This is a genomic window from Chloroflexus sp. (genome assembly GCF_049970315.1).
Classification (GTDB): Bacteria; Chloroflexota; Chloroflexia; order Chloroflexales; family Chloroflexaceae; genus Chloroflexus.
Genome location: NZ_JBMFNE010000001.1, coordinates 1 through 13666 on the forward strand (window position 1 = coordinate 1; position 13666 = coordinate 13666).

At 59.0% G+C, this 13666-nt stretch carries 6 protein-coding genes and 1 pseudogene; 1 reads left to right on the forward strand and 6 read right to left on the reverse strand.

From position 1 onward, the window contains the following. Positions 1-114: 114 nt before the first annotated feature. From ACP5OT_RS00005 to ACP5OT_RS00030, 6 genes and pseudogenes are all read right to left on the reverse strand, one after another. Positions 115-1695 (reverse strand): hypothetical protein, encoded by a 1581-nt coding sequence (locus ACP5OT_RS00005; protein ID WP_428131003.1) that lies wholly within the window; start codon positions 1693-1695, stop codon positions 115-117. An 81-nt stretch (positions 1696-1776) separates the two neighbouring features. Continuing rightward, complete coding sequence (locus ACP5OT_RS00010) at positions 1777-2727, reverse strand: InlB B-repeat-containing protein (protein ID WP_428131005.1); 951 nt, start codon at positions 2725-2727, stop codon at positions 1777-1779. A gap of 23 nt (positions 2728-2750) precedes the next feature. Then, a complete protein-coding gene (locus ACP5OT_RS00015) occupies positions 2751-3845 on the reverse strand; it encodes a hypothetical protein (protein WP_428131007.1) in 1095 nt (364 codons plus the stop codon). A 106-nt stretch (positions 3846-3951) separates the two neighbouring features. After that, the gene (locus tag ACP5OT_RS00020; RefSeq protein WP_428131010.1) at positions 3952-4992 is read right to left on the reverse strand and encodes a hypothetical protein; all 1041 of its coding nucleotides are present in this window, start codon (positions 4990-4992) and stop codon (positions 3952-3954) included. 386 nt (positions 4993-5378) lie between these two features. Continuing rightward, positions 5379-8312, reverse strand: a complete 2934-nt coding sequence (locus tag ACP5OT_RS00025) for a BTAD domain-containing putative transcriptional regulator (RefSeq protein WP_428131117.1) — start codon at positions 8310-8312, stop codon at positions 5379-5381. A gap of 396 nt (positions 8313-8708) precedes the next feature. Further along, positions 8709-10095: pseudogene (locus ACP5OT_RS00030) on the reverse strand (IS66 family transposase). A 2293-nt stretch (positions 10096-12388) separates the two neighbouring features. Here ACP5OT_RS00030 and ACP5OT_RS00035 point away from each other — a divergent pair. After that, positions 12389-13552 carry a CPBP family intramembrane glutamic endopeptidase gene (locus ACP5OT_RS00035; RefSeq protein WP_428112704.1) on the forward strand — a complete coding sequence of 388 codons (1164 nt, stop codon included), beginning with the start codon at positions 12389-12391 and terminating at the stop codon, positions 13550-13552. The last annotated feature ends 114 nt before the right edge of the window (positions 13553-13666 follow it).

Below are 13666 nucleotides of genomic sequence, written 5' to 3' on the forward strand. Positions count from 1 at the left end.
GGGTGACCGCCTCAAGCTTCTTCTGTTCCTGTCGGATGCGCCGGCAGGTCTCCTCGAACTCGGCTTGGGTGAATCGGACAAAAAACTATTTCCCGGTGATCGCGGAAATCCCCTTCACGGCTCCCGCACCACCAGCGGCAGGTAGAGCCGATACCGGCAGCGGTTCTCCGAGTGGGTCGCCGGAACCGTGCTCGGGAACGCCAACGTTCCAGCGGTCAGGGAAACCGGACTGCTATCCGGCACAAACGTCGATACGGCGATCGTCGGTGTTGTCGTCCCGGTGACCACAGGGACTGCGTTGCAATCGCTTTCGCCCACCGCATCCGTCCGCACGACATACATGTCGTCATAGGCAGTAGGGTCCGGCCATGTATCGCCTGCCAGGAGAAAGCCCCCATCGACAGCCATCACGGCCGTGGTAATCCCCTCGCCTCCGCCGCCGTCATAGGTCCCCACAGCTTCCTTGGCCTGAGAACGTTTGGATGGGGGTGTGGTAATCCCCTCGCCTCCGCCGCCGTCATAGGTCCGGCTCCACTGGACGTTTCCCGCTCCATCGATCTTCACCGCATAGGCATCAAAACCCGAACTGGAATTGTGGGTATTTCCGGCCAGCAGAAAGCCTCCATCCGGCGTCCGCACCACGGCCGTGCCTCCCTCATCCAGAACGCCAGGCCGCCCGTAGGTCCGGCTCCACTGGACGTTCCCCGCGCTATCCAGTTTCACCGTCAGGATATCGTCGTCTTTCAGGTTCTGGGAATTCACTCCAACCACCGTAGTCCCCACCAGCAGAACGCCCCCGTCGGCTGTGGTCACCATACCTCCCAAGGTAGGGTCTCCGCCCGTTAGCTCCCACCCCTGCTGAACCGTCCCGTCCGGGTTCAATTTCAACAGGACAATAGAATACGTCGTTTGGCCGGTCCGATAGTCGTAAAAGGATCGGTCGCCTCCCACCAGGAATCCCCCGTCCGCGGTCTGAACCACGGAAAACAGGAACGTTTGCGCTGTGGAAGATGAGAGCATATAGGTGCGGCTCCACTGCACGCTGCCTGAACCGTCCAGCTTCACCACCAGCGGCTGAGAAGGAGAGGGGTAGCCAGGCGAAGTGCTGCCCACCAGCAGAAAACCACCGTCCGAGGTGGCCAGGATGGTGCTTGCTCCCTCAATAGCCCCTATGTCGTAGGTGATGGCCCTCTGCACGTTCCCGTCCGCATCCATCTTCACCAGGTAGATGTCGCGGTCGGTAGAGCTGATCAGCGAGCTGACCAGCCAGAACCTCCCATCCGCGGCGGCCACAGCGCTGCCGGTCCATTGGTTCCCGTCCCCATACGTCCGGCTCCACTGCACATTCCCCGCAGCGTCCACCTTAACGACGTAAGGGTAAAGCGAGGATGTTTGATAAACTTCCCCAACTTGCCCGACCAGCAGGAAGCCCCCATCGGAAGTAGGTAGCACCGTGCGGATCGTCTCACTGCTCCCTGCCAGACCGTAGCTTCGCTGGAAGCGGGTTCCAGCCGCTGCGGTGCTCGTCGCGACCTGGCAGACCGCCGCCGGCCCGCCGGAGGCTCCCGTGAGGGGAAGCCCCCACCACCCGCCCAGCATCAGTGCGAGCAGGGCCGTCAGGACCAATACGGCTCGCTGCGGCTGTGCTCGCCTGCCTTGATCTGAATGGTTGAATATCGTTAGATGACCACCCATAGCCTGACCTCTGCTTATTAGATCTTCGGGGAGGGCGAAAGCCTGGCCTTCACCCATCCCGTTTCCGACCGCCTTGATCTCTCACGGCGCTTTCACCACCAGCGGCAGGTAGAGCGGATAGCCACCTGGAGGGATAGGCGGCTCACAGAAAACGCGCACGCTGTCAATCGCCCAGTACAACTCATTACTGGTGTTGTAATAGTGCCAGCGCAGGCGGAAGGAGGTGGCGCCGCCCAGCTTGGGTGTCAGGTGGAGAGTTGTTATCTGCGGCCCAACCGGAAAACTGTTACCACTCCACCAGTGAAGCCGCACCCAGGTGGTGCCGGTCAAGATGTCTGTGTCGGCGAGCTCAACCTTCCCGCCATGCATGTAATCGGCGTAGGAGACGAACACCTTCCCCGGGCACGATGCCACGGAGATCCAGGGCGTGATCAACTGCTCGTCCTGCGTAGCGCCGGGACCGGCGGCATCCGAATCCACGATGGCGAACGGCGGATCGAAGGGTGGGCCGAAATTGCGGTTGCCGGGGTTGTTGGTGGTCCAGGTTCGGGCCGCCTGGTTGCCGGCGTTATTCCCTCCGTCCACAATCTGCCATGTGGTGGGAATGCCTTGGTCAAACCCTTCTTCAAACACCGTTACCGGTGGCGCAAACCAGGCAGTACAGGTCATGTTCCGGTCGATGGGACCTGCCATAATGTTGGGGGAGGTGCCGGAGCAGTCACCCAGCCAGCGCACAAAAGCAGAACCAGGCGCAGGTATAGCGTTCAGTGACACATAGGTTCCTGATGGGTAGCTCTGCGTGCAACTGCCTGAAGGTACTCCCGCAGTAATCGTGCAGTTAATGCCGAAAGCGTTTGAGACCACCCCACTTCCAAGGCCCATGCCTGTTATCGTCAACGTGAAGCTGGTTTGTGCTCGAGCAAGCTCGTGGAAAACGCTTGCCCACAATCCCGCCGCCATCGCAAGTACAAGTACAGCCCGCAACAGCTGGCACCACAATTGCCGTCCTACTCGCACGTTCCGCTTGTTCATGGCCTATCTCCCATTCCACAGACTTAGAATGAAGCTACCCGTTTCTCCGCCAACGACCTGATCCCCTCCTCAATCCGGGGCAGGACCTGCACGGGGAGTTCTACCCGTACATCCGGCATGAGCGGACGGTCCAGCACTGCCCGCACAAACCACTCCACCCGGTAGAGGGCGCCGGTGTAGGTGATAGGGTCTTCCAGAGGGACAGTGAGGGTGAACGGCCACTCCCGGCCGGGTGTGGGCTCGAAAGCTGCCGTCCGGGCCGCTACGTGCTCCCAGCGCCGCCGCTCCCAGGGCTTTTCACCGGCCAGTGCACGGTAGCCCAGTTCGACCCGCAGGCCACGACCTGGCTGCTCGCCCAATTCCCCTTGCCAGGCCACCCGGCCAGAGAACACGTCACCCACGGTCAGGGTTGTACGGTCCACGACTAGGCGCAGGGGCTCCGATGTCTGCGGAGCCGAGACAGAGCCGAATTCCTCGGGAAGAACTTCCAGCGGCCCGGCTGCGACGCGGACAGGTACCACCCGGATGGGAATCTCCTCCTCCACATCCGGCAGCCGGGGCAGGCCCAGCCGAAAGCGCACGAACCATTCAAAGGCCCACGCCTCGCCGAGGGATTCGTCCCGAGAGAAGGAGGGCATGGCTTCGGGCGGGACGGTGAGTCGGGCCGTGTAGGTCTGGGGGTGGCCCGCCAACAGGGTAACCGCCTCGGCCAGAGTGGTCGTCAGGTTGACCGGCTCAGCGGTTTTCTCCCTTATCCAGCGGTGGCTTTGTCGGATTCGTATCCGCTCCCGTCCGACCAGAGTGAAAACGACCGGCCCGGCCTGCAGGGTGCGGCGAGGTGTGAGGATGGCCTGCACGTTTAGATCCTGGCCCAAGCGTGCCTCGAGTGGCTCGACTGTCACCTGCCGCTGCGCCACGGCCGTTGCAATGAATCCTTCCTGAGTGGCCCATAAGCCTGCTCCAAAGAGGATAAAACTTGCTAAGAAGACGAGGAGCGCACTAACCTCTTGCCACCAGCCGCCGGCGTGCCAGAAGAACCACCCACCAAAGGCCATGCCGGACAGTCCCAGCAGGGTCATGCCGACGCCTGTGACGATCAGAAAGATGCTGCGCTTCACGATTTTGCTTCCTTTTCTCAAACGGCCCTCCGGCTACAGGAAAACCCTCTTTCTCCGGCCTCCCTCCTGTAGGCGAGGGAACAGGTTGGTAAGGTTTACATCCCGCTCACCGAGCCCGTGATCCTGGTACCCAAACCTTGTTAGGGTCGTCTTGCTTCCTGTCCTGCCGTGGCGGTTCTTCCGCGCTCGTTTCTTTTTCTTTTTGAAGTGTCTGTAAACTCTTCTCCTCAACCTGGGTTATCAATTGGTCTAACCAGCGTTCGGAGAGACCGGCCAGCGCGGCCAGGGCGAAGCGGCCGTACATCCCGGCTGCCTGGTTCAACGAGAGGCTGCCAAATGTATCCGAGGATAGGATCTTCATCTCGACCAATAGGTGGAACAGCAGCACGCCGGCGATGCCGGCCAGGGCGCCGTAGACCGGCGCCAGAAAGAGCAGGATCCAATAGACGCCGTACTCCGTGGGGAGTTGTGTTGCTTTCAAAAACCGAAGGCAACGGCTCAGCAAAGCCCCCAGGGCGCCGAACAACATCCAGGCGGGAAGCTCCTGCAGATGACCCGGCCCCAGCGCCAGGAAAAGGCCGACCAACACCAGCCCCACGTATGTCAGCCAGGCGATCTTGGCATGCGTTGTGGAGAGCCTCGCGAAGTTGGTGTCCTTTTCGTCGTAAGACCGGCGTAGTTCCCAGTACAGTCGTTTGCGAATGTCGTTATTGGTAGAGTTATTGGCCCGGGCTGGTGGCACGGAGACCGGATCTTGGGCGGATTTAGGCTGGATCTGGGCCAACTTCTCTTTGGCCAGCTCCTGGTCCATGACCAGGGCAATCAGGGATTCGGCGTCGTGAATGAGACGCCAGGCTTGGAGCTCCGCGCCTCGGGGCCAGAGCAGTTTCTCCAAGATGGAGTCGCTCAGTACCGTTTCCGCCTGCTCCAGCAACCGTTCGATTCGTTCGCCCAGAGCCTGCTCCTCCGCGTCTTGCGTCGCGGGCGAGACACATTCCTGCTTCCACCGCTGGCGGAGCCCTTCAATCTGGGCTTGAGCCAAACGACGGGTGGGGACCGCAACAGCGTGCCAACGCACGATGACCATCAAGATGAAGTAGGCAAATGGCCCAAGAACCATGGGCAATAAAAGGAGGAGATTCGTCATAACAAGCCCTCCTAGACCCAAAGCTTTTCGACGTTTGTATATGAGCCATGGCGTGTGGTCCCGTCGTCATCTCCCGCTGCTCTCCAAAGGCGCAAAGAGACCTGACCGGTCTCTTCTGCGAAATGACCGGTCTCTTCTACGAGAAGAGCTGCCAAACCCTGTCCTGCGCTATTGGCCTTTGTTGTCCATCTGGTACAAAAGGTGTTTTGAGTTTCCTGATCGAAATGTAGCGTAAGGGTAGGAACAAATTGTGAACGAGCAGATCGCTGGGCTGTCCACGACGCAGGGCCGTCGGCGGATTGCTCGCGACACTCGTAATCGGCTCAAGGGCATTGCCCGCAGCCGCCTTGGTGCGATGCGTCGATAGGCCTTAGGCTATCGCGCCCTCAGATCAGCTCGCCCTGGCGGAGGCGTTCGGCCAAGTGCTCGGTGAGAGGGGAAGGGAGGATGCCCAACTCTTGGGCCAAAGCCCGGCGCGCCGCAGCGTAGACGGCCAGGGCCTGGCTACGTTGGCCCAGCCGGGCCAGAGCACGCATCTTTATCTGATAGGTTTCCTCAAGCCAGGGGGTCGCAACGATGGCCCGGTCGCTCCACTCCACAGCATGTTGCAGGGCGCCCCGCACCAGGTAGGCCTGGGCAACGTAGAGGCACCCCTGCGCGTACAGCTGCTGCCAGCGCTCCGCCCGCTCCAGCCACCAAGCCTCGTACAGCGCGGCGCTCACCGGCGGCTGCCAGGCCTCCAAAACTTCCAGCAACTCGCCGGGCACAGGGGGCAGGTCGGGGAGATCCCGTGCTTGCAACGCCTCCCGCACCACCCGCTCGAAGCACTCCACGTCCACCGAGACACGGCCCAATGGGTCGAAGGTGTAGACCTCCCAGGCCACGGAGAAGTAACGGAAGGGACCCCGGGGGCGCATGTGCGGCTCCAGCACCTGGTGCATCCAGCTCAGCAGCCGGCGGAAAAGGGACTTTGAGCGTTGGGGTGGCTGATCGGGCCACAGGTCTTCCAGAATGCGGTCACGGAGAAGGGGCTGCCCCCGATGCAGAACGAAGTACTGGAAGAGGCGCACCACGGCCGGCCGTGGCCAGGCGTGATCGGGGATCTCCTCCTCGCCCCGCCAGACGCGGAAGCGGCCGCAGAACTGCACTCGCAGGGGCGGGGGAGGTGCAGCCTCCAACTGGGCCAGGGCTTCCTCCAAGGCCCGGCGCACGCCGGGGTCGCACTCCTGTTCCAGCATCGCGTGTAGGGGTGGCATAGCCGTTTCCCGCCGTGTGGCAGCCAGGGCCTGAGCCGCACGACGGCGCACGGCCGGGTCGGCATGGTGCAACAGGTCGGTCAGCCCGGCTACGTTGCTGATGCGCCCCAACGCCGGGACGGCCTCCTCCTCGTCGCCCAGCAGCAGGGCCACACGCCAGGCCCGGTGTCCCAGTTCTGGGTCCCGGTCGGTGAGCACGGGGCGCAGGTGAGGCAAGCGGTTCAGCACGGCCTTCAACGCTTGCAGGTGCCGCCGGGCGGCGTCCATCTGTCCGGCGCGATAGCAGCGACAGAGCAGTAGCGCCCGTAACCGCAGCAGGGGCGGCATGGCCCGCGCCTGACGCAGAGCGTGCAGGTCTGGATGGAGCGTGAGCGGTGCGCGGGCTGCTTGCTCTTCCAGCGCGATCTCCCGTTCCAGAGCTACCAGCCCCCGGGGGAGTGGCTCTTGCCACGGTTGGGCCAGGGCGGCCTCGGCCACCTGCACCGCCTCATCCGGCCTTCCCCGACGGCGGGCGAGCCAGGCTCGTAGTTGAGCCAGCGCCAGCAGGCGGTCTGGCCGGTTCACATGCCAGGCTTCGGCCTGGGTCAAGTGCGCCTCGGCCGTTTCCCATGCGCCCTGGGCGATCGCCAGGGTCGCTTTGAAAGCGTAGAGCCAGAAAAGGGCGCTCCCCGCGGGGGCTTCCACCTGGGACAGAAGGTGGTCAATCGTGGTCAGGCGGGCTTGCAGACGCTCCCAATCGCCTATCTCGATGTCCAGGGTGGCCCAACCCTCGAGGTGGATGGCCTGGTTAGCCGGGCGAGCTTCCCGATCGTAGAAGGGGCGGTTCTGCTCCAACAACGCGGCGGCCTGGGGCAGGTACCCCATGGGCGCCAGCACGTTGGCCGCCAGGTTGTCCCGCATAAAGACGGCGTAAGTTTGGTCGCCGACCGCCTCTGCCAGGCGAATTGCCTCCCGGTAGACCAGGCGCGCGGCGGGCAGTTGACCGCTACAAGCGTAGGCATTGCCCAGACGAGTGAGGACTTCCAGTCGCTGTTTGGGGTGGCTCACCCAGGACAGAACGGTCTGGGCGCGGGCGATGGCCTCTGTGTAGCGGCCGGTGGTAAAACTGAGGTAACTTCGGGTCTGCCAGGCGCGGAAAAGGGATTCGGGGTCTTCCCGGGCTTCCAGCAAGGCCGCGCTCTCTTCGATCCACTTGGCGCCCTCCGCCACAGCACCTACCCGGCATAGTTCTATGCCCAGGCGGGCCAGCAGCATGGGATGTGCATGGGACACGGCACGCGGCAGACTGAGCACCCAGCGTCTCAAGGTGAGCACTCGACCGGAATGCCAGATGACCTGCATGGGTATGACCTCCAGCAGTGCAGCCGCATCCTCCCACAGCTCTTCGGCAAGGGCCTGTTCTATTGCCAGGTCCCAATCACCTTGTTCCCGCGCCCAGGTCATGACGGTGCGTGCCACCGTTTCGACCTGCGTCTCCTGCGCGCGCATAAAGTCCCGGAAGAGGGGATGATAGCGCCATTGCTCCGGTTGTTCCGCTGGCTCCACAAAAAGCCGGCGCGCAAAGATCGCTGTCCAGGCATCCTGGAAAGCATCCGCCTCCTCGGCCCACCGCCAGAGGTACTCGGCCAGCGCCCGGTTGAAGCGCAGGGCGACGCTGCTCAATTGCAAGAGCCTGCGCACGCCTGGCGGCTGCTCAGCCCACAGACGGGCAAAGAGAGTCTCATGCAGGTAGGTCTCCAGGGTGCCGACCAGTTGCTCGCGGGGTACGGAAAAGTGAGCCGCCAGGCGGGCCAGCACGGCTACCGCCAGGGGCCAACCCCGGGTGTAGGCGTGCCAGGCCTGAGCCTCTACCTCACTATAGCCCGCGGGAGCCAGCCAGAGGGCCGTCTCGGCAGGAGAGAGCATCAGGTCGTCCTCGTCCAGCACCAAGGGCGAGGCGTTATCTAAGGCGGCCTGCAAGACTACGGGAATGTGGCGGCCGCTCAGCACCCAGCAACCTGGCCGTGCACGAATCTGCTGCTCCAGCCATGTAATGGCTTCCTGCGCACCCTCCAACTCATGCAAGTCATCCAGAAGCAGGGAACGGCCGTCTTCCAGGTGCGGCGCCAACCGCGCAGAGAGGTAGGCTACGTCTTGGTCGGCTGAGGAAAGGGGCAACCAGACGCTGGGGAGGTGCTGAGCCAGCAAATGCAGGAGGCCAGTTTTGCCATATCCGGCTCCAGCCACTATGACCACCGGCTCCGCAGAAAAGTGGGCTATGATTCGGTGAGTGAGATGGGGTCGATCCTGGAGATGGTTCGACTGGAACAGTATAACGTCGTAAGATTTTATTCCACACATACGTGCTTGTATACAGGGTTGAAAGGCAATTGGAGCGGGTTTTGCTACCATTGTAACTGAATGTAGCAGAACAACGACCCGGTCGGACCCAGATGTAATTTTCTCTTCCGTTGTAACTGCCTACCCTCCTGCGAGTAGGGAGACTGCGTGATGGACAAAGAGGCTGCGCAGCGTCCCAAAGCCAGTACACCCCTGTTTGCGGCAGGTGGAAATCAGCGCTTGCCAGCGAGCATAGCCTCTTGCTCCCTGGTCCGTGCGAAAGCAACCGCTCACTTTCTGCTTGACCTTTGCCGGGCGGACGTCGCGTTCGGCCTGATTGTTGGTGAACGGCACGCCCTCCCCGCGTGAAGGCCAGAACGGCTTCCGCATGCTCGGTCAGACGGCGGAGCAGCTTCCGCCCCGGCGTGCTTGTCGGACCTCCTCTGCCCGTCTGGGGTTGAGGGGGTGGCGCTTCCTGCTCAGCCTGGCTCAGAATGTGCCGATCCCGTTGCTGTGCCGCTGTCGCCGCCTCCCCTGGCAAAGGGCGAGCCTGGTCATGGCGTTCCAACAGGCAGGTGTGCATGGCACCGGCCCACGACGACCCGTTGTCCACCAAGCCCGGCAATGCACGCAAAATGTGCGCATTGCCGGCCCCGTGTGGCGCTTGCGGGAACTTGTAATCCGCCGCCAGATGGTCATGAATGGCCCAGCCGGTGAACAAGGGCAAGATCGAAGACGCCCTGCGCAAGGCCTGGTCGCCGCGCTGCGCATGTACAACCAAATCGGGGGACTGGGCGTCGCTCGCCGTGTGCCACCATTGCAGTCGCCCACCAACCCGCAGGCCGATCTCGTCCAAATCAGCCACCGCAGCTTGCCACCGCTGCTCCTGCGGCGCCGCCACCGTCGCGTCGTTCAGTGCGTAGCCATACCGGTCGCTGAACCGACTGCCAATCTGGGCCAACGGCATCTTGTGAGCCACCGACAACTGCACGACCAATGCCCGCACCCCCGGCCCATACTGCACCTGGCTACCCACTGCGGCCGGAGAGGCTCCCAGCTGCTGCTGCCCACAGCATTCGTGCAGCCCCAGCCGATGCTCGGTCACTGCCAGCTTCGGCTCCGGAATGGCGAACACCTGGTGCCGGCTCACCACCGCGTGCCGTTCGTTCGGGGCACCCTCCCGCCCACCACCCTGACAGCGCTCTGGCAAATGTACCCGCACCCGATCAGGCTGCGCCACCTGGCGCAGCGTCGCGCCGGTGTGCCCCAACTGGCCGCCCATCGCCCGCTGCTCGCCCTTGGGCAAGGCCGGCTGCACTCGCTTCTTTCGATACCCATCGCTGCTCGGCGGCTTGTGGCTGTTTCCGCTGTTCAGCTCCAGCTGACGCCGCAATTCGGCATTCGCGGCTTGCAAGCGGCTATTCTCCGCCTGCAGACAAGCATTCGCGGCTTGCAGGCGGGCAATTTCGGCTTCCAGCGAAGTCAATCGCTTGAGCAGGGCGTCGATTTCCAGCAGATTCTCGACCATGGCGATAGGTTAACTCATTTCCCGGAAAATGGGTAGGCAGTTACCTTCCGTTTCTGTTTGACAAATCCCTTTTCCTCGGTGCTACTTTGAAGTGTGCCCAAAATCCCCCACTTGTGCCGCGCAAATCTGAACCGGCTATTGTCCGGGACACAACGCCATGAGGAGAGGGCATCGCCCACCTAAGCGCGTCTCCTCCTCTAGCGTCTGCCGGGTCGTCAACAATGTCCCCAGCTGCGCGAGTCCAAGTGTCAACAGGTGTTGGTCATCATCTAGGAGCTGAACTACTGTCCCAAGGTAGCCGCACGCGGACCTAGACTCCGGGCAGAGCTGGGTCATCGGCCCTGGGCATACCCGTAGAGGTCTCCACGATATTTCAGCGACCTCGTATTTCTGGGAATCAGCACGGTGTACCCTGCCTAGGACGATATGCTCATACTGCGGCTGACCGACCCGGCCTGCGAACGCCAGGTTCTGGCGGCCTGCTGGAGGGTGTGCTGATCGCAGCCGCGCTCATCCTGGATGCTATGCGCCACAGCCTATCAGAGTGGCGGGCCAGCATCCACCAGGACGCAAGCTATGTGGTGGATGTGGAGAACTGTGCTGGCTTCCAGGAGGCGGTGCGTCACCTGCTGGGCCTGGGATGACGGCAGGTGGCTACCTGCACTCCATTCGATGCAAAAACTCTAAACGGCCACTACTCCGTGGGAGCGCTATCTTTAAGTCCGTCACCGTAAAATGGTTGAAACCGTAGTGAACAATGTTATTGCCTAAATATATTTATGCCGTGACATCGGAAGATTTTGAACTGAAATTGATATTTTTTATAGTGAAAAGCTTTAATAATTTTTTACTATAAACAATGTAATAAATTGGATCAAAATTATTATATTAATAACTACTTTATTAGTCAATCTATAGTTAATTGAATGAAATTCGTTAGGATCAAAATATAAATAACTAAACAAATCAAATTTTGATAAGTTTATACTAAATAAAAAATTAACAATAATAGACAAAATTAAATAAATCTAGAGAATATCTTTTGAAATGATGAAAATGTTTATTAAAAAATAATAAAAATTTAAATCCTATACAAATAACGAAGACCGTCATCAAGTCGACAACCAATACTTTTAAAAATCTTATCTGACGCTGAATTGTTCTCGCAAAAGGTATTTCTACTCCTGGTTAAAATAAATACCACTACAAATCTTGTAATTTATAGTGACTATTGTAATGCTAGAGATGTTATCATAACAATGATCTTGCCCATGGACAGAAGTTTGGTATAAAGCCATAATATCTAATGGCAAGAACACCGGCAAAAGATGAGAAGAATATCTCCGACTATTGATCCAGCTTTTTTCACTATAGCTCGTAACTCGCCCTCTCTTGTTTCCCTTTTTGTCGCAGATATGATCTGTCAAGACAAACCTTCTGGCATATTGTTCCGCCTAACGGCCAAGCTCAGTCGCCCACCGGAGCGCCAGAAGCAAAGCTGAACACTTTCTAACCTTCTCCGCAGACGTAGAGACTCACATCGTCGATGAAGAAGCTACCTTTGAGGGAACCTTCTGTAGCCAGTATCAGCCTTGATAAGCTACAGTGCGGCAGACTGGCAGTGCTCTTTACCCGAGACTGTTGAAGATGAGCATAAGGCGAGATCGGCGCCAACCAGCCGACAGCAAAGCCACACCGGTATACCCTGCCAGAGTGTTGACTCCCCTAGCGATGGGGGATGAGTATCTAGCAATGCCGGTAGCGCGATCTGGCGGCACACAAGGGGTTGCCGGAGCATTTGACTCCCCTAGCGATAGGTAGAATCTACCGAACTAATGTTCGTTTTTACGGTCTGGACATCACCACGCTGACGGTCTTGCCCGGCAACCGCCTTTGTAAGGTATCGGTATGGAAGACGATATCATGTAGCCGTTGATCAGATCGTCGCTATCATCATTCCACGCTGTGTCGTGCGCGTGTCCGGTGTCGATGGTTCCGACCATTTCTCTCACATTCCTGGGAAACCGACAGCACGCAGGCAGGGGCATACTATTGATATAGCTATAGTGAATGACAATCCTGGCAGAATTGCCGACGACACTATCGTCAGAACCAGATCGAGACCGGTGGTTACAAGTTGAAGCGGTGAGCGAAATGGTACCCGGTGAACCCTTTATCTGTCTCCTTGGTCAGGCTTGACAACCTTACTACACTCCCGCTCCGTCACTTGCATGACAAACGTATCTTTGGCATACTACCCTTGCAATCCGGTTTAGGCAAAAGGATACTCTGTATGATAGAACCTCTCGTCATTACCGATGAACAACCGCCTACACACCGTCCAGGTCTCTGGATCGGTGGTATCGCGCTGTATATTTTGTTGATCGGTATTGGTACTAATCTTGGCGGTGAATTCGCTCTCTTTATCACTGCCAGCTTTAATGTCTTGCCATTTGCCGGTTTAGCCATTCTCGCCTATTTTGCCGGCACTCAATTCAATTGGGCATGGATTGCTACCGGGATATGGGCAACGCTGTTGATCGGTACTGTCTCCGTTTATACCTTTATTCTCGGCGTAGCCAGCCTGCTTGATATCCCACCGGGAGGGTTGAATCCCGATCAACCACCGAGCTTATCGCCACCGGCAGTTCTACCTGTCTTGCTGCTCATTATTGGTATCGTGAGTGCTATCGCACTCGGCCTTCTAACTCTGCTACCATCGATACGGCATAGATTAGCCCATTTCATTCCTATCAATCCTTCATCGTTTGTTCATACCGTTGCACTCACCACCATCGTCATTATCACGCTGATGATGTTCGTACCCTTACTTATCACCGGACAACCACCGTTGCTCGCGTTAGTCAATATGGTCGGTAGCGATGCCTTCAGCGACCTGAACAACGATGAGCAATTGCGCAACCAGATATATGGCTTAGTGTGGACGATCCCAGCCTCCTTGCTTGCCGTAGGGTTCGGTGTTCGACGCAATCTGACAGAGACCCTAGCGCGTTTAGGGTTCGTGCGGCCTACACTTCGCCAAGGATTGTTAGGAGTCGGTATCGGATTAGGATTAGCCGGACTGATAACAATTGCCTTGCCACTGATAGAGACGCTCTGGCAGGCATTAGGATGGTCGACGACCGATGATGAAGCCTTTGGCGAATTGATGGCCTTTGCGATTAGCCCAATTGGGGCCGTGGTGATCGGCATTACTGCCGGTCTTGGTGAAGAGTTAGGTGTGCGCGGTGTCTTGCAGCCACGACTCGGCCTTTGGCTCTCAAATCTCTTCTTTACCAGCCTGCATGCATTCCAGTACCATTGGGATGCGTTGCTGGTGGTATTTGTGGTTGGGATAGCATGCGGCTTTGTGCGAAAGCATACCAATACAACCACAGCAGCAATCGTGCATGGGGTTTACAATTTTGTGATGGTGATGATGTCGGTCATAAGTTGACTCATGGTATTATGACCGCAACCGTTTGATGGTTCGTGCACTCATATCCCTTCAAGCGAGTGTGATGAGCCGGCGTTCAGCCTTCACAGGAATGAAAAGCATCCAGAAAATGCA

What these genes read in the sequence shown, in the direction of transcription:
- ACP5OT_RS00005 (WP_428131003.1), bottom strand. Translation starts at nt 1,695, where the DNA reads ATGGGTGGTCATCTAACGATATTCAACCATTCAGATCAAGGCAGGCGA.
- ACP5OT_RS00010 (WP_428131005.1), bottom strand. Translation starts at nt 2,727, where the DNA reads ATGAACAAGCGGAACGTGCGAGTAGGACGGCAATTGTGGTGCCAGCTG.
- ACP5OT_RS00020 (WP_428131010.1), bottom strand. Translation starts at nt 4,992, where the DNA reads ATGACGAATCTCCTCCTTTTATTGCCCATGGTTCTTGGGCCATTTGCC.
- ACP5OT_RS00035 (WP_428112704.1), top strand. Translation starts at nt 12,389, where the DNA reads ATGATAGAACCTCTCGTCATTACCGATGAACAACCGCCTACACACCGT.